Consider the following 18,981-nt stretch of genomic DNA (forward strand, 5'->3'; position numbering starts at 1 on the left):
CGATCTAGTGATCGTAAAGTGCTGCCCCTGGCATCGTCAAGGGGTGCAGCTGGATCAGTTGGAGGCGGGCTTCAGCGGCAGCCGCACGACTCCCGGGTCACCAACGTTGGCTTGTGCAGGTGTCCGCCTCGGCGTGGCCTCAGGATCGCGCCCGCGGTCAGTTCGCCGAGCACCTTCGGCTCGACGCGCAGCGACGTCAGCGAAGGGCGCCACAGGCTGGAGTAGGCGAGGTCGTCGAAGCCGATGACGCGGACCTCCTCGCCGATCGCGACGCCGGAGTCGGCGAGGGCGCGCATCACGCCGAAGGCGATCGGGTCGCTGTTGCATGCGATCGCGTCGGGCACCTCGCCGAGCCTGATCAGGTCCTTCACCTGGCCGAACACCTGCTCAGCCGACGGGTGGCTGGCCACGTTCCACGGAGCGACCAGTTCGGCCCCCGCCTCCGCGACCGCGGCGGCGAACCCCGCGGCCCGCTGGCGCCTGGTCGGCGAGTCGCTGATGCCACCGTAGAAGGCGAGTCGTTTGGCGCCGTGCCACAGGAGATGCTCCGCGCCCGTGCGGGACCCGAACGTCGCGTCGCTCGCCACGCACGGCAACCCGCTCCCCCTGACGGGCCTGGTCGCGAGCACCACGTTGGCCACCGTCTTGAGTTCCTGCAGTTCGGCGGCGGTCGTGCCGATGGCGGGCACCAGGATGATGTCCTTGACCCGATCCTCGATGAACCGCCGCAGGATGCGCCGCTGGCTCTCCACGTCGTCGTGGGTGAACGCGACGAGCAGCACCTTCTCCTCCGCGGCCAGCGGCCCCTCGATGGCGTCGGTGAACTCCATGAAGAACGGGTTGCGGCTGTCGGTGATGATGAGGCCGACGACGTTGGAGGCGCCAGATCGCAGTTGCGCGGCGCGCCGGTCGTAGACGTAGCCGAGCCGCTTGGCGACCGAGACGACGTGGTCGCGGGTCTCCTGCCCGATGACGCCCTCGCCGCGGAGCACCAGGCTGACGGTTGCCCGCGAGACCCCCGCCTCCTGCGCGACGTCGAGCATGCGCACGGGTTCCTTCGGGGCCATGGGCACATGGTAGTCGGAGCACCGCACGCCCGTGACGCCGCCCCGCGAGCCGCCGTGCACGATGGCCGCGCAACCGGGCGCTGACTTCCGTGAATACCCGCCCGCCCGCCGATTGAGGCTGCTACTTTTCTCGCATCTGTTCGAGGGGGCGCCATGACGTCAGTTCACCGCAGGGCCGCGTCGCTCGCCCTGTCCATCCTGCTGCTGGGTGCAGGCCTGTCGGCCGAGGCTGATGAGAGCCCGGCGCCGACGGCCGCGACCCTGCAGATCACCACTACCCCGACGGCGGCGGTCGGCGACCCCATCGCGGTGCGAGGTACCTACACGGGGCCGGTGCCCGTCACGAGGACGATGGGAATCGTCGGCTTGCCGGAGTCGTATACGACAAGCACCATCACCTCGTCGCCCTTCACTATCAACAACGTCCTTCCCTACGGCGGCGTGGGCAGCCATGACGCGTTCATCAGCGTTACCTCCGACGGCACAGAGGTGGCGCGCCACGACTTCACGTTCGAGCGCACCTCTGCGCTCCGGACCTTCCCACAGGGCTCGGCGGAGGTGGGCCAGCACTCCCAGGTCCTCGCGAAGACCCCGATGCGCGCGGTCGGCCAGGTGTCGGTCCTGACCGTCGAGAAGAAGGTCGGTGACGCCTGGGTCAAGGCGTCCTCCAGCGACGGGGTGACGATGCCGGAGTTCAGCGCGGTGGATGAGGTCAGCCTGGCTCCGCGGACGCAGGCGTACCGCGCGTGGTACACCATGCGGTCCTACCGGTACTTCGCTGGTGAGGTGACCCTGGCCTGGGTAGCGTCGCGCCCCCACGTCTTCACGGACATCACGGGCTCGGTGGGGTATGACCGGCTGCAGGCTGGCTCTGTGCGGGTCGAGACGCCGGGCTTCGGCGGCCCGCGTACGGTGTCGACGCAGGTTCTCATCAACGGCGCATGGGCGACCTCGCAGACCAGGACCGGCGTCACCGGGCCCACGACTCTCGAGTTGACCTACGGGCGCGGCCTCGTCGGGGACGTCCGCTACCGGGTCGTGGCCTCCGGGGGTGGCGCGTCCGCGGTCAGCGACCCGTTCGTCGTCTCGCGCGCCGACTCGCCACAGGCGTCGGTTGCCGTGACGAAGTCCTCGGCGACCCCTGCGTGGTCGGGCTACGACTGGATGTACGGCACCGGGGACGCGGTCACCGTCAGCGGCGTCGTCAAGGGACTGCCAGGCCCGGTCACGGTGACGAGCCAGGTCCAGATCAAGGGAAAGTGGGCCGCGTCGCAGTCGACCACCACGACGACGGGGACGTTCTCGCTCCCGCTGACCTACGGGCGCGGCACCGCCGGGGAGTACCGCTTCCGCATCGTCGCCAAGGACAAATACGGGTACACGAAGATCGGCCCCGAGAAGATCATCGTCAGAACCGCCAGCCCTCGACTCTCCGCCTCCAGCGCGGGAACCAAGCGGATCAACCAGACGACCTCCGTGTGGGGAAGCCTCACCAACGCTGCGTCGGTCAATCGGAGCGTCCCGATCACCTTCTCGACGCAGGTGCTACTGAACGGCAAGTGGTCCACGTCACAGCAGACCAAGGCCGCATACCTGGACGTCTTCCACGCGGGAAGCAGCAACCAGAAGTACGGCGGCAATGACTACACGCTCCCCCTGACCTACGGGCGAGGGACCGTCGGGACCACTCGTTGGCGGGTCACTGCGAGCTACACGTTGGTCAACGGCAAGACGCACACCGTGGTCTCCCCCGAGTTCACGCTGACCCGCACCAGGTGACCGCTGGGGACACACCCCGGACATGCCGCGAGGGGCGCCGATCCCTTCGGATCGACGCCCCTCGCGGAGACGGACTGCGTCAGTTGTTGCCAGCCAGCTTGTCGCGCAGGGCCTGCAGCGACTCGTCGGAGGCAAGCGAGCCCTCAACCGGGGACTCGGTGGTGTAGCCGGCGCCGGCCTCGACCGAGAGCTCGCGCTCGCTGGTCTCTGCCGACTCGACCTGGCGCTTGTGCGCCTCCCACAGAGCCTGTGCCTGGGCGTACTGGGCCTCCCAAGCAGCGCGCTGCTCGTCGAAGCCTTCCTTCCAGTCGTTGGTCTCCGGATCGAAGCCCTCGGGGTAGATGTAGTTACCCTGGTCGTCGTAGGAGGCTTCCATGCCGTAGAGCTGCGGATCGAAGTCGATCGCGGTGACGTCGACGCCCTCGTTCGCCTGCTTCAGCGACAGGGAGACGCGGCGACGGTCGAGATCGATGTCGATGACCTTGACCATCCGGTCGTCGCCGACCGAGACGACCTGCTCCGGGATCTCGACGTGACGCTCGGCCAGCTCGGACACGTGGACCAGGCCCTCGATGCCCTCGCCGACGCGCACGAACGCACCGAACGGAACCAGCTTGGTGACCTTGCCCGGCACGATCTGGCCGATCTGGTGCAGGCGGGCGAAGGTCTGCCACGGATCTTCCTGGGTGGCCTTCAGCGACAGGGAGACGCGCTCGCGGTCCATGTCAACCTCGAGCACCTCGACGGTGACGGGCATGCCGACCTCGACAACCTCGCTCGGGTGGTCGATGTGCTTCCAGCTGAGCTCCGAGACGTGCACGAGGCCGTCGACGCCGCCGAGATCGACGAACGCGCCGAAGTTGACGATCGAGGAGACCTGACCCTTGCGGATCTGGCCCTTCTGGAGCTGGGTGAGGAACGTGTGACGAACCTCGGACTGGGTCTGCTCGAGCCACGCACGACGCGAAAGGACCACGTTGTTGCGGTTCTTGTCGAGCTCGATGATCTTGGCCTCGAGCTCCATGCCGACGTAGGGCTGGAGGTCGCGGACGCGACGCATCTCAACCAGCGACGCGGGCAGGAAGCCACGCAGGCCGATGTCGACGATGAGGCCGCCCTTGACGACCTCGATGACCGAGCCGGTGACGACGCCGTCCTCTTCCTTGATCTTCTCGATCGTGCCCCAGGCGCGCTCGTACTGAGCCCGCTTCTTGGACAGGATCAGACGGCCTTCCTTGTCCTCCTTCTGCTGGACGAGAGCTTCGATCTCGTCGCCGACCTGGACAACCTCAAACGGGTCCACGTCGTGCTTGATGGAGAGTTCCTTGGAGGGGATGACGCCTTCGGTCTTGTAACCGATGTCGAGCAGGACCTCGTCCCGGTCAACCTTGACGACGGTGCCGGAGACGATGTCTCCGTCATTGAAGTATTTGATGGTGGCGTCAACCGCGGCCATGAAGGCCTCGGGCGAGCCAAAGTCGTCGACTGCGACAGTCGAGGCCTCAGTAGAGGAGGTCATGTAGTAGGGCTCCGAATAAAGCTGTAACGCACTGGTGGCCCTTGTCGGCACTGCCTGCTCCGTCCGAGGCAGTACAGGCCACAGCGCCCGACCAGCCTACCCCGCGCGGGTGCGTGGGGCAACCCGGCAAGTGGGCGCCTGCCTCAGCGACATTTCGGCTGGACCTGACGACCGCATAAGCTGGCCGCGTGTCCCACGCCTCCACCGCACCGAAGCCCAATCGTACCCGGCTGATCATCATCATCGTCGCCATCGTCGTCGTGATCGGCCTGCTCGTGTTCGCGCTGACCCGCGGAAGCGGGGACAAGGCAGAACCGTCCCCCGAGCCGACCACCCTCGTGACACAGCAGGAGGAGCTGCCGAAGCCTCCGACCGAGGCCGCGACGTCCGCGCCCGCCGCGTCGCCGACGGTCTCAGCCAACCCGGCGGCGGCCAACTGCACAGTGGTCGGGGACGGCTTCGTGCCGAACCGCTTCAGCATCGAGCGCTTCGGGGTCGACGAGCCGATCGTGGCTCTGAACCTCGACAAGGACGGCAACATCGCCGCTCCCCCGCTGGACGAGCCGAGGATGGCTTCCTGGTGGAGCGGCGGCCCCCAGCCGGGCTCAGACAAGGGCAAGTCGATCCTGAGCATTCACACGTACCGCACGGGCAAGGCGCTCGGTAACGAGATGTTCGCCGACGGGAAGTCGCAGTTCCAGCCCGGCGACGTCATCAAACTGTACGGTGACGCCGGCCAGGTGAAGTGCTTCCAGTACACCGGCGCCGAGAAGATCTTCATCGACGACTACGACCCGGACTCGAACGTGATGGTCGACTTCGAGGGCGATCCCAGCCTGACGATCATCATCTGCTGGGACTTCAAGGCCTCCACAGAGGTGTGGGAGTCTCGCGTGTTCTTCAACTTCGAGCCGGTCCAGGTCTCATAGCGCGGGGGGCCGCCGTCAGTGTGCGGCGGACTCCCAGTTCGGGCCGACCCCCACCGAGACGCTGAGCGGCACCGCCAGATCGAAGGCGCCCTCCATCTCCCGATCCACCAGGACGGCGAGCGCCTCACGCTCCCCCGGCGCCACCTCGAGCACCAGTTCGTCGTGGACCTGCAGCAGCACGCGGCTCTTCAGCCCCTCCCGCTCCAGCGCGTCGCCGACGTTGATCATCGCGACCTTGATGACGTCGGCCGCCGAGCCCTGGATGGGCGAGTTCAGCGCCGCCCGCTCCGCCATCTCGCGGCGCTGCCGGTTGGTGGTGGTCAGGTCGGGAAGGTAGCGGCGCCTGCCGAGCATGGTCTCGGTGTAGCCGACCTTCCGCGCCTGGTCGACGATGCCCGCCAGGTAGTCGTGCACGCCGCCGACGCGGGAGAAGTAGTCCTCCATCAGCCCCTTGGCCTCGCCGACGGAGATCTTCAGTTGGTTGGACAGCCCGTAGGCGGACAGGCCGTATGCCAGGCCGTAGTTCATGGCCTTGATCCGGGCGCGCATCTCCGAGGTGACGTCGTCTGGTTCGACGCGGAACACCAGAGACGCCATCTCGCCGTGGAAGTCGCGGCCCGAGGCGAACGCGTCGATCAGACCCTCATCGCCGCTCGCATGCGCCATGATGCGCATCTCGATCTGCGAGTAGTCGGCCGACATCAGCGACTCGTAGCCCTCCCCCGGCACGAAGGCCGAGCGGATCTGCCTGCCGACCGAGGTCCGGATCGGGATGTTCTGCAGGTTGGGGTCGGTCGACGACAGCCGGCCGGTCGCCGCGATCGTCTGGACGTAGGTGGTGTGGACGCGCCCGTCCGGCGCCACGGCCGCGAGCAGGCCGTCGACGGTCTGCCGCAGCCGGATCGCGTCGCGGTGCGCAAGCAAGTGCTCCAGGAACGGGTGGGCCGTCTTCGCGAACAGCGACTCCAGCGCCTCCGCGTCGGTGGTGTAGCCCGACTTGGTCTTGCGGGTCTTCGGCATCTCCAACTCGTCGAAGAGCACCGCCTGAAGCTGCTTGGGTGAGCCGAGGTTGACCACGTGCCCCAGGACGTCGTACGCGGCCTGCTGGGCCGCGGCGACGGCGGTGTCGAAGTCGTCGCGGAGCCGCTCGAGACGCTCCACGTCGACGGCGACCCCGACCCGCTCCATGACCGCCAGTTGGCGCTGCAGCGGCACCTCGACCGACTCCATCAGCCGAGCGGCACCGCGTTCCTCGAGCTGACCGGTCAGCGCCTCCGCGAGGTCGAAGACCGCACGGGCCCGAAGCAGGGCGGCGTCGGCCGCCTCGTCCGCCTCGTCCTCGTCGAAGGAGAACGCCGCCTGCGCGTCGTCGTCGTGCTGCTGCGCCGCGGCGCTCAGGTCGCGGTGGAGATAACGAACGGCCAGATCCCCGAGGTCGTAGGTCCGCTGATCGGGGCGCAGCAGGTAGGCGGCGAGCAGCGTGTCCAGTTCGACGCCCTGCAGGTCCCAGCCGCGGGCCCAGCAGCCGAGCATCGGCCCCTTCGCCTCGTGGACCAGCTTCCTGCGCTCCGGGTCGGACAGCCAGGCCGCGAGGGCGGCGTCGTCTGCGGGGGTCAGGTCGGCGGTGTCGACGAAGGCGCCGTCGCCGTCACCGGCCGCGAAGGCGATCCCGGTGATGTCACCGGTGCCGCTTCCCCAGGTCCCGACGAACTCGACGGCGGTGGTGTCCTGGGCGTGCGTGGAGAGCCAGGGGGCGAGGTCGTCGCCGGTCAGCCGGGCGCCCGCCACCTCGAAGCTCTCGGTCGCCACCGGCTCCGCGGGGGCGAGTTCGAGCAGCCGCTCGCGCAGCACGCGGAACTCGAGCGCGTCGAACAGCGTGTGCACCTTCTCGCGGTCCCACTCGTGGCGCGCGGTCTCCGGCACCGCCAGGTCGACGTCGAGGTCGCGCACCAGCGCGTTGAGCTTGCGGTTGCGCACCACGTCGTCGAGGTGGGCGCGGAACGACTCGCCCGCCTTGCCTGGCGCCTGCTCGGAGCGGGCGACCAGGTTCTCGAGGCCGTCGAACTGCGTCAGCCACTTGGCAGCCGTCTTCGGGCCGACGCCGGGAACCCCGGGCAGGTTGTCGCTCGTCTCGCCGACGAGGGCCGCCAGTTCGGGGTACACCGCCGGCGGCACGAGGTACTTCTCCTCGACGGCCTCCGGGGTCATCCGTGCGAGGTCGGAGACGCCCTTGCGCGGATACAGCACCGTGACGCGCTCGTTGACCAACTGCATGGCGTCGCGGTCGCCCGAGACGATGAACACGTCGAAGCCGTCGGCGGCGGCCTGCGTCGACAGCGTCGCGATGATGTCGTCCGCCTCGTATCCCGGCTTCTCGACGTATGCGACGTTGAGGGCGTCGAGCACCTCCTTGATGAGCTGCACCTGGCCCTTGAACTCGTCAGGCGACTTCGCCCGGTTCGCCTTGTACTCGGGGTACTCCTCCGTGCGGAACGACTCGCGCGCCACGTCGAAGGCGACCGCCAGGTGCGTCGGCTGCTCGTCGCGCAGCACGTTGATCAGCATCGACGTGAACCCGAACACCGCATTGGTGTGCTGTCCGGTACTCGTGGCGAAGTTCTCGACGGGGAGCGCGAAGAACGCGCGGTAGGCCACCGAGTGGCCGTCGATCAGCAGCAGCTTTCCAGGGGTGTTCACCCGGCCGAGCCTACCGAATGTGGCAGAGTTGCCGGTCATGAACCAAGTGCCGCAGTGGGCCGAGTCGATCATCTCCCCGCTCGACCAGAAGTTGGGCCTCGAGATCACCGAGATGTCCCCGCAACGCGTGGTCGCTTCGATGCCGGTGGCAGGCAACGAGCAGCCGCTCGGGCTGCTGCACGGCGGCGCCTCGGCAGCGATGGTCGAGACTCTCGGGTCCTTCGCTGCGATGGCCTACGGCTGGCCCGACCGGGCGGGCGTCGGGGTCGACCTCAACGTCACACACCTGCGCTCCGCGCGGTCCGGCAGGGTCACGGGCACCGCCACCGCGGTCCACCTGGGCCGCACTGTGGTGACCTACCAGGTCGACATCGTCGACGACGAGGGACGGCAGACGGCGACCGGCCGCCTCACCTGCCAGATGGTCCCGCTGCCGCCCGCTTCCCGCCCCACCCCGTAACGGCAACGAGCGCCGCACCCCGAGGGGTGGCGGCGCTCGGCGGTCAGCGTCTGGGGCTACTTCTTCTTGTGGCTGATGACGCCCTCGGCGACGTCGCGCATCGACTTGCGCATGTCCATGGCCGTCTTCTGTATCCAGCGGAAGGCCTCGGGCTCGGTCAGGCCGAGGTCCTGCTGCAGGATGCCCTTCGCCTGATCGATGATCTTGCGCGACTCGAAGCGGTCCTCCAGGCTTGCGAGTTCCTCCTCGATCGCGGTGATCTCCTGGAAGCGCCCCATCGCAATCTCGATGGCGGGCACCACGTCGGAGGCCCCGAACGGCTTGACGACATAGGCCATGGCCCCGGCGTCGCGGGCACGCTCCACCAGGTCGCGCTGGCTGAACGCGGTCAGCATGACGATCGGGGCGATCCGCTCCTCCGCGATGATCTCGGCGGCGCTGATGCCGTCCATCTTCGGCATCTTGACGTCCATGATGACGAGGTCGGGGTCGAGCTCGCGGGCGAGCTTCACCGCCTCTTCACCATCGGCGGCCTCGCCGACGACGTTGTACCCTTCTTCGGTCAGCAGTTCGACGAGGTCGAGGCGGATAAGGGCCTCGTCCTCGGCAACGATCACAGTTGGTTTCTTGTTCATAATATTCGTGGGCACTTTTCCCTCGCCCTGGGAGGCGAGCTTCGCTGGTCAACCTGGGGGAATATTACCCGTCTTGGGCGCGATTTGCCCACTGAGCGGCACAGATGAGAATCTGGCTACAATGTTGCACGCCCTGCCCGGGTGGCGGAATGGTATACGCGGACGGCTCAAACCCGTCTGGCCGAAAGGCCATAGGGGTTCGACTCCCCTTCCGGGCACGCAGAAGGCCGGGAACCCGATCGGGTTCCCGGCCTTCACACATCAGCTCACTGCTCTTCGAGCTGATCCTTGATCTTGTGCACGCGCAGGTTGTTCGTCTTGCCAGGCACGCCCATCGGGGAGCCGGACACGATGACGATGCGCTCGCCGACCTCGATCATCCCGCGGTCACGCAGGTGGTGGTCGACGGCCTCGACCATCTCCTCCTGCTCCGTGAACTCGGGCGTGATCTGGGTGTCGACGCCCCACGTCAGGGTGAGCTGCTGGCGGGTCGACTTCTCCGGGGAGAACACGAGCATCGGGATCGGGGAACGCAGGCGCGCCAGGCGGCGGCCCGTGTCGCCCGACTTGGTGAACGCCACCAGGTAGCGGGCGCCGATGCGCTCAGCGACCTCGGCGGCGGCCTTCGCCAGGATGCCGCCCGTGGTGTGGGGGTCCCAGTCGATGGTGTGGATCTCGGCGTGGCCCTCGCGCTCGGTCTTCTCGACGATTCGGGCCATGGTGGAGACGGTCTCGACCGGGTAGTCGCCGACGGAGGTCTCGCCGGAGAGCATCACCGCGTCGGCGCCGTCGAGCACCGCGTTGGCGACGTCGGAGGCCTCGGCGCGGGTCGGGCGCGGGTTCGAGATCATCGACTCGAGCATCTGGGTTGCGACGATGACCGGCTTGGCCCACTTGCGGGCGGCGCGGACGATGCGCTTCTGGACGAGCGGCACCTCCTCGAGAGGAAGCTCGACGCCCAGGTCACCGCGGGCGACCATGAACGCGTCGAATGCGTCGATGATCTCCTGCAGGTTGGCGATGGCCTGCGGCTTCTCCAGCTTCGCGATGACGGGAAGGCGGCGGCCCTCCTCGTCCATGATCTCGTGGACGCGCTTGATGTCGTCGGCGGAACGCACGAAGGACAGGGCGATCATGTCGACGTCCTGGCCGAGCGCCCAACGAAGGTCGTTCTCGTCCTTCTGGGAGAGGGCGGGGACGGACACGGCGACGCCGGGCAGGTTGATGCCCTTGTTGTTCGAGATGGGGCCGGCGACGGTGACCTCACAGACCACGTCGGTGTCGGTGACCTCGATGGCCCGCATGCCGACCTTGCCGTCGTCGATCAGGATCTGGTCGCCGACCTTGACGTCTCCGGGGAGACCCTTGTAGGTCGTCGAGCAGCGCTCCTGGTCACCGAGGATGTCGTCGGTGGTGATGGTGAAACGGGCGCCGGGCTCCAGGATGATCTTCGCGTCATCGGCGAAACGGCCGAGGCGGATCTTAGGGCCCTGCAGGTCGGCGAACACGCCGACGGTCTTGCCCGTGATCTCGGAGGCGGCACGCACGTTCTTCACGCGGTTGCCGTGCTCGTTGTAGTCGCCGTGACTCATGTTGAGACGCGCGACATTCATGCCGGCGTTCACGAGTTCGACGAGGCGGTCAACAGTCTCGGCAGAAGGGCCGAGGGTACAAACGATCTTTGCTCTACGCACGGTGCATACCCTACCCGACCTGCCCGATTCGACCCACAGCGGGCGAACCAGTGGGCAGAACCGATCAGCCTTCGCGCACGGATTCCAACGCGCGGGCCAGGTCGGCCGGGTAGGGCGACTCGAACGAGACGTACTCCCCCGCGTCGGGTGCACGAACCCGAGCCCGACGGCGTGCAGCCACTGCCGCTCGAGCCCCAGGCGCGCCGAGAGTGTCGGATCGGCCCCGTACAGCGGGTCGCCGACGCACGGATGGCCGATGGCGGCCATGTGCACGCGGATCTGGTGCGTGCGGCCCGTCTCGAGGTGCACCTCGAGCAGCGTCGCGGCGCGGTGCGCCTCGAGCGTCTGATAGTGGGTCACCGACGCGCGGCCGCCGTCGATGATGGCCATCTTCCAGTCGGCGCCGGGATGCCGCGCGATCGGCGCGTCGATGGTGCCGACGAACGGGTCCGGATGCCCCTGCACCAGCGCGTGGTAGGTCTTGTCGACGACCCGGTCCCTGAAGGCCTGCTTCAGCACCGAGTAGGCGACCTCCGACTTGGCGACCACCATCAGGCCGCTCGTTCCCACGTCGAGGCGGCTGACGATGCCCTGCCGCTCCGCCGCGCCGGAGGTGCTCACCGCGATGCCTGCTGCTGCGAGGTGTTCGGTGATCGACGGGCCCTCCCAGCCGAGGCTTGGATGCGCCGCGACGCCGACGGGCTTGTCGACCACGACCAGGTCGGCGTCCTCGTAGACGATGCTGACGCCGTCGGCGAGCTTGGGCGGTGCGACCGGAGCGGGCGGGGCCTCGACGATCTCGAGCAGTTCTCCGGCGGCGACGCGCTGGGACGCCTTGGCGACGGGGACCCCACCGAGCAGGATCGCCCCGGCCTCGATGAAGTCCTCCACCTTGGACCGGCTGTAGCCGGAGACCCGTGCGGCGGCGGCGTCCACGCGGTCGCCCGCGAGCGCGTCGGGGATGATGAACAGGCTCACGCTTTGGCCTTCTCGGCCTCGGCCTCCCGCTTGGCGGCACGGTCGGAGCGGAAACTCATGATGACGATGATGACCGCCGCGAACGTGATGCACATGTCTGCGACGTTGAAGATCGCGAAGTTGGGGAGTTGGAACATGTCGATGACGTGTCCGTGCAGCGCGGCAGGAGGCTGGAAGATCCGGTCGACCAGGTTGCCAGCGATGCCCGCCATCAACAGCCCGAGCGCGATGCCGTGCCACAGCCGGGTGATGCGCGGCAGCGCGTAGCCGAGGCAGCCGATCAGCGCGACGATCGCGAAGATGGAGAACACGATGGTGACCCGGAGCCCATCCCGAAGGCGGCACCGGGGTTACGGATCAGGTTGAGTTTGAGGAGCGGGCCGAGCAGTTCGACGGGCTCGCCAGGCGTCAGGAACGTGGCGCTCGCCCACTTGACGACCTGGTCGATGCCGATCCCCAACAAGGCGATGCCGCCGGCGATCAGGCCGACGCCCCGGTACCGGACGCTCAGCGTCGTTCCTCTCGCTGCTTGCACGTCACGCAGAGGGTCGCGCGCGGGAACACCTGAAGGCGCCCCTTGCCGATCGGCTGACCGCACACCTCGCACAGGCCGTACTCGCCGTCGTCGAAGCGCGAGATCGCCAGGTGCAACTGCTCGGCCATCTCCTTGACGTTTGCGGCGAGCGAGACCTCCTGGTCGCGCTCGAAGTTGCTGGAACCCACGTCCGCGGGGTCGCGGCCGGCCCCGTCAGTACCGCCCTTGAGCAGGGATTCGAGCTCAGCCTCGGTCGTGGCGATCCTGCGCTCTACCCGCTCCAGTTCCTCCTGGAGTTCGGCGCGCTGTTCTTCCACTTCCTCAGCCGTCCACGGATCTTCTCCGTCGAGAACAGGGAGGACAACCGCGGGAGCGGCTTTCTTCGACGTCGGCATCTCAGCTCTTTCTAGTCTGGACTGTGGCGGGAAGGTTACACCACAATCGGCGCAAAACAAGGCCAAGGTGGTCACACAAGAAACGGGGCCGGCGCCAGTAGGCGCCGACCCCCTTGCTTATGCGGTGCGACTAGGCCTGATCCCCGTTGGCGAGGGCGCCGAGGCGCGGCGTGTCGGAGCGACGCTCGGCCAGCTCGGGCACCTCTCCCGGCTCGGGACGATCGTCGCCGAGCAACGTCAGGAACCGCTGCAGCGAACCGGTGAGGTTCTCGCGGTAGGACGACTCGAAGCCCCGCAGCGCGTCGACCTTGCCGGTCAGCTCGCCCTGCTCGCGTTCGAGGTCGGAGAACAGCTCCTCGCGGCGCTGCGACGCCTGCGTGTCGACGGCGGCCGCGCGGGCCTCCGCCTGGCTCGTCATCTGCTCGGCGTTGACGCGGGCCTCGGACTCGACGCGCTCGGCCTTGGTGCGGGCGTCGGTCTTGATCTCGGTCGCACGCTGCTCGGCCTCGGCGATCTTGCGCTCGGCCTCGGTCTGCGCCTCGTTGACGAGCGTGGTGGCCTGGTCGGTGGCCATCTGCAGCAGGCGGGTCACCGCGGGGCGGCCTCCTCGCTTGAGGTGACGACCAGCGTCTCGCTGCCGGTGCCTGCCGACGCGGTGACCCGCTCGGTGCGGGCGCGGTCGTACTCGGCGCGGACCTGCTCAAGCTGGCTACGGAGGGTGTCGTTCTCGGCCGACAGGTCACGGATCCGGGCCTCGGACGCCTGCGCGGCGTGCGCGTCGGCGCCGCCCTGGCCGGAGGCCTGGCTCACGACGCCGTTGAGGCGGTCGATCTCGGCGCGCAACGAGGCGATCTCGCGGTCCTTGTTCTCGACGGCGCCGCGGAGCTCGGTGTCATCGGAGACCGCCGGCTGCACAGCGGTCGTCTGAACGGAGTCCAGTTCCCGACGCATCCGCTCGCGTTCCTTGTCGAACTCGTCGAACGTGAGTTCCACCTTGTCAATGAAGGTGTCGACATCGCCGACCTGGTAGCCGGACTCACCGCGACGCGTCATGCGGAAGCGGATTTGACGGACCTCGTCAAGGGTCAAGCTCATGTTTGCTCCAAAGCTCATCGAAAAACACTGACCGGGTGGCCGATTTCAACAAACATTAGCCTAGCCGCGGTTGTAGGCGTCAAAAACTTCAGCAACCACTTGAGGGTTTTAGGCTCAGCTCTGATTAAAGAAGCCGCCCGAGACGATGCGTTCCTTGTCCTCCGGCCCCACGACCAGATTCTGGGGGCAGAGCAGGAACACCTTCGACGACACGCGCTCAATGTTGCCGCGCAGCCCGAAGATCAGCCCGGCGGCGAAGTCGACGAGGCGCTTATCCTCGCCGTCCTCCATGTCGGACAGGTTCATGATGACGGGGATGCCGTCGCGGAAGTTCTCACCGATCACGCGGGCCTCGTTGTACGAGCGGGGGCGCACCGACACGATGCGGCTCAGATCGGCGACCTCCTTCTGCGCGACAGGGGTCAACTGCGTGGGGCGACGCGAGGGAAGCTGGGACACCTTGCTCACCTCCTGGCTCGGCTCATCCTCGACGTACACGTCGCTTGTGAGCTCGCCTTCGGCGTCGATCTGCTCATCTGTCTCGTAGCGCCCGTCCTCGACGAGCCCCAGCCATGCACCAAGCTTCCGAACGCCCACGATGCCTCCTTGATCGGTATCACTGGAAGGCTATCGCGCTGTGCGCCGCGACCTGCGCGCGACGCACCGACGCGCCGAGATCACTTCATGAAATCGGGAACGTCCAGATCGTCGTCGTCATCGACCGGCTGCGGGGCCGGGCGCGGCGCGGGCGCGGGCACCGCAGGGCGCTGCCCAGGCATCGGGTTGGCCTGCGGGGCCTGGGACGTGGCAGCAGGGCGGGCCTGCGGGCGCGTCTCCGGGGCGAGCCGGGACTGCTGGCGCTTCTGCGGCTGTCCGCCGTCGAAGCCCGCCGCGATCACCGTGACGCGGACCTCGTCGCCGAGCGCGTCGTCGATGACGGTGCCGAAGATGATGTTGGCCTCGTCGTGCGCCGCCTCCTCGATGAGTTGGGCGGCGGCGGAGACCTCGAACAGGCCAAGGTCGGAGCCGCCCGCGATCGACAGCAGCACGCCGTGCGCGCCGTCGATGCTCGCCTCGAGCAGGGGCGAACTGATCGCCATCTCGGCCGCGGCGCGGGCGCGGTCCTCACCGCGGGCCGAGCCGATGCCCATGAGCGCCGAACCGGCCTGGCTCATGATCGACTTCACGTCGGCGAAGTCGAGGTTGATGAGGCCGGGCGTGGTGATCAGGTCGGTGATGCCGGAGACGCCCTGCATGAGCACCTGGTCGGCCTGCTTGAACGCCTCCAGGATGGCCACCTGGTGGTCCGCCATCTGCAGCAGCTTGTCGTTGGGGATCACGATCAGCGTGTCGACCTCTTCGCGGAGCGACTCGATGCCGGTCTCCGCCTGGGTCGAGCGGCGGCGCCCCTCGAAGGAGAATGGCCGCGTCACGACGCCGATGGTCAGCGCGCCGAGCGAGCGGGCGATCTTCGCGACGATCGGCGCGGCTCCGGTGCCGGTGCCGCCGCCCTCGCCTGCTGTGACGAAGACCATGTCGGCGCCCTTGAGCGCCTCCTCGATCTCGTCGGAGTGGTCCTCTGCGGCCTGGCGTCCCTTTGCCGGGTCGGCGCCTGCGCCGAGGCCGCGGGTCAGTTCGCGGCCGATGTCGAGCTTGACGTCGGCGTCGCTCATCAGAAGCGCCTGCGCATCCGTGTTGACGGCGATGAACTCCACGCCGCGGAGCCCGGCCTCGATCATGCGGTTGACGGCGTTGACGCCGCCGCCGCCGACACCGACGACCTTGATCACCGCGAGGTAGTTCTGAGATGCGCTAGCCATGCCCCGAAGGTTATGTGCACTTTCGTGCCCAGGTCCAACGGCGCGTCCGAATAGGGCCCGAATCACCTCAAGTTCTACTTCAGGGTTTCACTTCACCGGGTTGAAGGTTCGTGGGATGGGCACTACTTGCGCGTGATGGGGTCCCGCGGGGCCGACACGTCGTACACGCTTGCCTCCACCGAAAGCAGTGCCGAAAGCACCTGGCCCTTGAGCTCGGACTCCTCCGCGCTTCCCCACACGACCTCCCGGTCGCCGCTGAGCGTGAACGAGATCCGGTCGACGGCCTTCGCGCTGAACGACTCGATGTCGCCCTTGACGTTGCCCGGAAGGTTCGCCACCACCGTGGCGATGTCGCGCCGAAGCCGGTCGTCGGCGTCGGGGCGGAGACCTGGATGACGCCGTCGGAGCCTGCGGATGAGGTGTTGTAGATGACGCCCTCGGTGTCGACCCAGGACACGGAGCCCTTCTCCTTCACCTGGTAGGAGAGCGTGCGCTCCGTGACGTTGATGACGATGGTGTCGGGCAGCGCCCGGCCGACCGCGACGTCGCGCACCGGCTTGAGTTGCCTGACCCGTTCGGCGATGGCGCCGGTGTCCTCGCGCAGCACCGGAAGCTCAAGTTGCACCTGCGCCGCCTCCCGCACCTCGTCCTCGGTGAGCAGGCTGGTGCCGTTGACCTGGACGTTGTGGGTGGCGAACACCGGCGAGAAGCCCAACAGGTAGATCGCTGCGCCGATCAGCACGACCGCGCCGACGATGCTCCCCCACAGGATCCACCGGCGCTTACGGTCGCCCCTCCGCCTGTCCTGAAGCGCCTTCGCGAAGGCGCCAGGGGCGAGCGGTTGACTCACTTGCGTGCGTCCGGACGCTCCTTGAGGAGCGTCGCGAGCAGCGGGCCGACGATCGTGACGTCGCCACAGCCCAGCGTGATGATGAGGTCGCCCGGGTGGGCCATGTCGTTCAGCGCTGCGGGAAGGTCGTACTTCTCCTTGACGTAGACGACCTCGCGGGCGCCATGCTTGACGGCCGCGTCGACCACCAGTTCTCCGGTCACGCCGGGGATCGGGTCCTCACGGGCGCCGCACACGTCGTTGATGACGGCGACGTCCGCGAGGGTCATCACCTGGCCGAACTCGTCGGCGAAGTCGACGGTGCGGGTATAGAGGTGCGGCTGGAAGCAGGCGATCAGCCTGCCGGGCAGCCCGGTCGCCTCGTTGCCCGCCGCGGTCGCCCTGCGGGCAGCGGTCAGCGCGGCGCGGATCTCCGTCGGGTGGTGCGCGTAGTCGTCGTAGACGCGGATGCCTGCGGTGTCGGTGATCAACTGGAAGCGGCGCAGCGTCCCCTCGAAACGGCCGAGCGCGTCGACCGCCTGGGCGTGCGTGAGGCCGAGCAGGCGCCCGACGGCGTAGGCGGCGCAGGCGTTGGCCAGGTTGTGGTTGCCAGGCACCTGGAGGATGATCTGGCCCGCGTCGTCGCCGAAGGTGAGCAGCGCCTCCACTCCCCCGCCGTGCGCCTTCACGTCGGTGAAGCGGACGTCAGCGTCCTCCGCCTCGCCGTAGCGGATCACGTCGTGGCCGTCGGCGATCAGTTCCTCTGCGAGCGTCCGCGAGCCGTGGTCGTCGACGTTGATGACGACGTGGCGCACGTGCGGTTGCGTCGCGAACGCGCGGAAGCCCTTGGCGTAGGCCTCGGGGGTGCCCCAGTTGACCAGGTGGTCGGCCTCGATGTTGGTGATGACGGCGATCTCGGTCGGGTACTGCAGGAAGGACGCGTCGGACTCGTCGGCCTCCACCACGAAGGCGTCGCCGGAACCGATGGCCGAGGAGACGCCGGTGGTCGACAGGGGGCCGCCGATCACGTAGGTGGGGTCCTCCCCCGCCTCGCTGAGCATCACGGCGGTCATCGCGGTGGTGGTCGTCTTGCCGTGCGTGCCCGCGACCGAGATGCCGCGCTTGCCGAGCATCAGCGCCGCGAGCGCCGCAGAGCGGTGCCAGACGCGCAGCCCACGCCTGCGGGCCTCGGCGAGCTCGACGTTGTCCTCACGGATCGCCGACGAGATCACAACGGTCTTCGCGTTGCCGAGCTGCTCGGCGGAGTGGCCGACGTAGGTCTTCACGCCGGAGCGGGCAAGGCCCTGCAGCGCCGTGGAGTCGGACTGGTCGGAGCCGGAGGTCTCGACGCCGAGCTCGGCGTACAGGCGGGCGATGCCGCTCATGCCTGAGCCGCCTGCCGCGATGAAGTGGATGGGGCCGACCTGATCGGCGGGCACGACCTCAATCGGTTCGAGAAGCATCAGTTACCTTTCCTGGCGGCCTTGAGGACGGCCTCCGCGAGCACATCGGCGGCGTCTGAGGGGTACATCTCGCGTGCGGTCGCCGACATGCGGGCCAGCCGGTCCGGGTCGCCGAACGCGTCCTTGACGAGCGAGGCAAGTCTATCCGCAGTCAACTGTGAGTCGTCGACGAGCCAACCGGCGTCGGCGGCGATCAGCTCGGCCGCGTTCCTGCCCTGCTCGCCGTTGCCCCAGGGCAGCGGCACGAAGATCACGGGCAGCGCGCTGACGGCCGTCTCCATCACGGTGCCTGCACCCGCGCGTCCGAGCATCACGTCGGCGGCGGTGTAGGCGACGGCCATGTCGGAGACGAACGCGACGGGCACGTAGCTGGCGCCGTCGGCGTGCGTGACCACGGTGTCGTCGTCGGTGAAGTTCTTGGGCCGAGCACGTGCAGGATCTGCACCCCCGCGCCGAGGATGTCGTCCCGGGCCTCGCTCACCGCCCGGTTGATGCTGAGCGCACCCTGCGAGCCGCCGCTGACCAGCAGCGTCGGGCGGGAGGGGTCGAGGCCGAAGCTCTCGCGCGCCTCGGCCTTTGTCAGTTCGGGGTTGGTGATGGAGCGTCGCATCGGCATGCCGACGAGGTGGCCGCCGCGCATGGTGGTCTCGGGGAAGGTGGTCCCGACGAAGGCCGCGAACCGGGCGCCGACCTTGTTGGCGATGCCGGGCAGCTTGTTTGCCTCGTGCACCACGACCGGCACCTTCATGGAGCGGGCCGCCAGGTAGGCGGGGATGGAGACGTAGCCGCCGAACCCGACCAGCACGTCCGCCTTCGCGTCCTTGAGCACCTTACGGGCCTGCAGCACGGAGCGGGTGAGGGTGACGGGCAGCTTGACCAGGTCGAGGTTGACGCTGCGCGGCAGCGGTACCGGGTCGATCAGCCGAAGCTCGAGGCCGGCCTCGGGATCACCCGCGTCTCGAGGCCCTTCGCGGTGCCGATGCACACGATCTCTGCCGAGGCGCGCTCCTGGACGGCCTTCGCGGTGGCGATCAGCGGAGAGGTGTGCCCCGCGGTGCCGCCCCCTGCGAGCACGACGCTGGTCAT

The 18,981-nt window shown here is 68.2% G+C and carries 17 protein-coding genes, 1 tRNA gene and 3 pseudogenes; 4 read left to right on the forward strand and 17 right to left on the reverse strand.

From position 1 onward, the window contains the following. Nucleotides 1-71 precede the first annotated feature (71 nt). Nucleotides 72-1,067: a substrate-binding domain-containing protein gene (locus tag BW730_RS07685; protein ID WP_145952767.1), complete on the reverse strand. Its 996-nt coding sequence runs from the start codon at nucleotides 1,065-1,067 to the stop codon at nucleotides 72-74. A 153-nt stretch (nucleotides 1,068-1,220) separates the two neighbouring features. Here BW730_RS07685 and BW730_RS07690 point away from each other — a divergent pair, with 153 nt between their 5' ends. After that, nucleotides 1,221-2,846 carry a hypothetical protein gene (locus BW730_RS07690; protein WP_077685736.1) on the forward strand — a complete coding sequence of 542 codons (1,626 nt, stop codon included), beginning with the start codon at nucleotides 1,221-1,223 and terminating at the stop codon, nucleotides 2,844-2,846. 79 nt (nucleotides 2,847-2,925) lie between these two features. Here the strand turns inward: BW730_RS07690 and rpsA are convergent, their stop codons facing one another. Further along, a complete protein-coding gene (gene rpsA, locus BW730_RS07695) occupies nucleotides 2,926-4,365 on the reverse strand; it encodes a 30S ribosomal protein S1 (RefSeq protein WP_077685737.1) in 1,440 nt (479 codons plus the stop codon). A 188-nt stretch (nucleotides 4,366-4,553) separates the two neighbouring features. Between rpsA and BW730_RS07700 the strand changes: the two genes are divergently transcribed. Next, nucleotides 4,554-5,294: a class F sortase gene (locus BW730_RS07700; RefSeq protein WP_077685738.1), complete on the forward strand. Its 741-nt coding sequence runs from the start codon at nucleotides 4,554-4,556 to the stop codon at nucleotides 5,292-5,294. 15 nt (nucleotides 5,295-5,309) lie between these two features. Here BW730_RS07700 and polA read toward each other — a convergent pair whose 3' ends face one another. Beyond that, nucleotides 5,310-7,991: a DNA polymerase I gene (gene polA / locus BW730_RS07705; RefSeq protein ID WP_226997137.1), complete on the reverse strand. Its 2,682-nt coding sequence runs from the start codon at nucleotides 7,989-7,991 to the stop codon at nucleotides 5,310-5,312. A gap of 37 nt (nucleotides 7,992-8,028) precedes the next feature. On the opposite strand from polA, the gene BW730_RS07710 reads away from it, so the two are divergent. Further along, nucleotides 8,029-8,451 carry a PaaI family thioesterase gene (locus BW730_RS07710; RefSeq protein WP_077685740.1) on the forward strand — a complete coding sequence of 141 codons (423 nt, stop codon included), beginning with the start codon at nucleotides 8,029-8,031 and terminating at the stop codon, nucleotides 8,449-8,451. Between the two features lie 56 nt (nucleotides 8,452-8,507). Here BW730_RS07710 and BW730_RS07715 read toward each other — a convergent pair whose 3' ends face one another. Continuing rightward, nucleotides 8,508-9,086, reverse strand: a complete 579-nt coding sequence (locus BW730_RS07715) for an ANTAR domain-containing response regulator (protein WP_077685741.1) — start codon at nucleotides 9,084-9,086, stop codon at nucleotides 8,508-8,510. Between the two features lie 135 nt (nucleotides 9,087-9,221). Here BW730_RS07715 and BW730_RS07720 point away from each other — a divergent pair. Next, nucleotides 9,222-9,304, forward strand: a tRNA-Leu gene (locus BW730_RS07720). Between the two features lie 48 nt (nucleotides 9,305-9,352). Here the strand turns inward: BW730_RS07720 and pyk are convergent. From pyk to murG, 13 genes and pseudogenes are all read right to left on the reverse strand, one after another. Continuing rightward, the gene (gene pyk, locus BW730_RS19200) at nucleotides 9,353-10,780 is read right to left on the reverse strand and encodes a pyruvate kinase (protein ID WP_226997138.1); all 1,428 of its coding nucleotides are present in this window, start codon (nucleotides 10,778-10,780) and stop codon (nucleotides 9,353-9,355) included. Between the two features lie 64 nt (nucleotides 10,781-10,844). Then, nucleotides 10,845-11,758 (reverse strand): annotated as a pseudogene (locus BW730_RS19205) (RluA family pseudouridine synthase). Then, on the reverse strand, nucleotides 11,755-12,069 hold the full coding sequence (locus BW730_RS07730; protein ID WP_158522530.1) for a signal peptidase II: 315 nt from the start codon (nucleotides 12,067-12,069) through the stop codon (nucleotides 11,755-11,757). The pseudogene BW730_RS19205 and the gene BW730_RS07730 overlap by 4 nt, the downstream one beginning before the upstream one ends. Beyond that, complete coding sequence (locus tag BW730_RS18085) at nucleotides 12,039-12,293, reverse strand: signal peptidase II (protein WP_145952768.1); 255 nt, start codon at nucleotides 12,291-12,293, stop codon at nucleotides 12,039-12,041. Before BW730_RS18085 ends, BW730_RS07730 begins: the two co-directional genes overlap by 31 nt. Next, a complete protein-coding gene (locus tag BW730_RS07735; RefSeq protein ID WP_335340889.1) occupies nucleotides 12,266-12,610 on the reverse strand; it encodes a TraR/DksA family transcriptional regulator in 345 nt (114 codons plus the stop codon). Before BW730_RS07735 ends, BW730_RS18085 begins: the two co-directional genes overlap by 28 nt. Nucleotides 12,611-12,818: 208 nt before the next feature. Then, nucleotides 12,819-13,280, reverse strand: a complete 462-nt coding sequence (locus tag BW730_RS07740; RefSeq protein WP_077685745.1) for a V-type ATP synthase subunit E family protein — start codon at nucleotides 13,278-13,280, stop codon at nucleotides 12,819-12,821. Continuing rightward, complete coding sequence (locus BW730_RS07745; protein ID WP_158522532.1) at nucleotides 13,277-13,783, reverse strand: DivIVA domain-containing protein; 507 nt, start codon at nucleotides 13,781-13,783, stop codon at nucleotides 13,277-13,279. The genes BW730_RS07740 and BW730_RS07745 overlap by 4 nt, the downstream gene beginning before the upstream one ends. A gap of 114 nt (nucleotides 13,784-13,897) precedes the next feature. Further along, entirely contained in the window at nucleotides 13,898-14,383 is a 486-nt protein-coding gene (locus BW730_RS07750) for a cell division protein SepF (protein ID WP_077685747.1), read from the reverse strand. A gap of 77 nt (nucleotides 14,384-14,460) precedes the next feature. Further along, nucleotides 14,461-15,603 carry a cell division protein FtsZ gene (ftsZ, locus tag BW730_RS07755; protein ID WP_077685748.1) on the reverse strand — a complete coding sequence of 381 codons (1,143 nt, stop codon included), beginning with the start codon at nucleotides 15,601-15,603 and terminating at the stop codon, nucleotides 14,461-14,463. A 122-nt stretch (nucleotides 15,604-15,725) separates the two neighbouring features. Then, a complete protein-coding gene (locus BW730_RS19210) occupies nucleotides 15,726-15,941 on the reverse strand; it encodes a hypothetical protein (RefSeq protein WP_226997259.1) in 216 nt (71 codons plus the stop codon). Nucleotides 15,942-16,153: 212 nt separating this feature from the next. Next, nucleotides 16,154-16,453 (reverse strand): annotated as a pseudogene (locus BW730_RS20330) (cell division protein FtsQ/DivIB); the annotation flags it as partial. Then, entirely contained in the window at nucleotides 16,450-17,898 is a 1,449-nt protein-coding gene (gene murC, locus BW730_RS07765) for a UDP-N-acetylmuramate--L-alanine ligase (RefSeq protein WP_077685750.1), read from the reverse strand. The pseudogene BW730_RS20330 and the gene murC, both read right to left, overlap by 4 nt. Continuing rightward, nucleotides 17,895-18,981, reverse strand: a pseudogene (murG, locus tag BW730_RS20145) (undecaprenyldiphospho-muramoylpentapeptide beta-N-acetylglucosaminyltransferase). The gene murC and the pseudogene murG overlap by 4 nt, the downstream one beginning before the upstream one ends.

Origin of the sequence: Tessaracoccus aquimaris, assembly GCF_001997345.1 — a bacterium.
Classification (GTDB): domain Bacteria; phylum Actinomycetota; class Actinomycetes; order Propionibacteriales; family Propionibacteriaceae; genus Arachnia; species Arachnia aquimaris.

Excerpts from the sequence above, each read along its gene's own strand:
- rpsA (WP_077685737.1), bottom strand. The coding sequence starts at position 4,365 with ATGACCTCCTCTACTGAGGCCTCGACTGTCGCAGTCGACGACTTTGGC.
- BW730_RS07745 (WP_158522532.1), bottom strand. The coding sequence starts at position 13,783 with ATGAGCTTGACCCTTGACGAGGTCCGTCAAATCCGCTTCCGCATGACG.
- BW730_RS07690 (WP_077685736.1), top strand. The coding sequence starts at position 1,221 with ATGACGTCAGTTCACCGCAGGGCCGCGTCGCTCGCCCTGTCCATCCTG.
- ftsZ (WP_077685748.1), bottom strand. The coding sequence starts at position 15,603 with ATGGCTAGCGCATCTCAGAACTACCTCGCGGTGATCAAGGTCGTCGGT.
- BW730_RS07685 (WP_145952767.1), bottom strand. The coding sequence starts at position 1,067 with ATGGCCCCGAAGGAACCCGTGCGCATGCTCGACGTCGCGCAGGAGGCG.
- BW730_RS07715 (WP_077685741.1), bottom strand. The coding sequence starts at position 9,086 with ATGAACAAGAAACCAACTGTGATCGTTGCCGAGGACGAGGCCCTTATC.
- BW730_RS07710 (WP_077685740.1), top strand. The coding sequence starts at position 8,029 with ATGAACCAAGTGCCGCAGTGGGCCGAGTCGATCATCTCCCCGCTCGAC.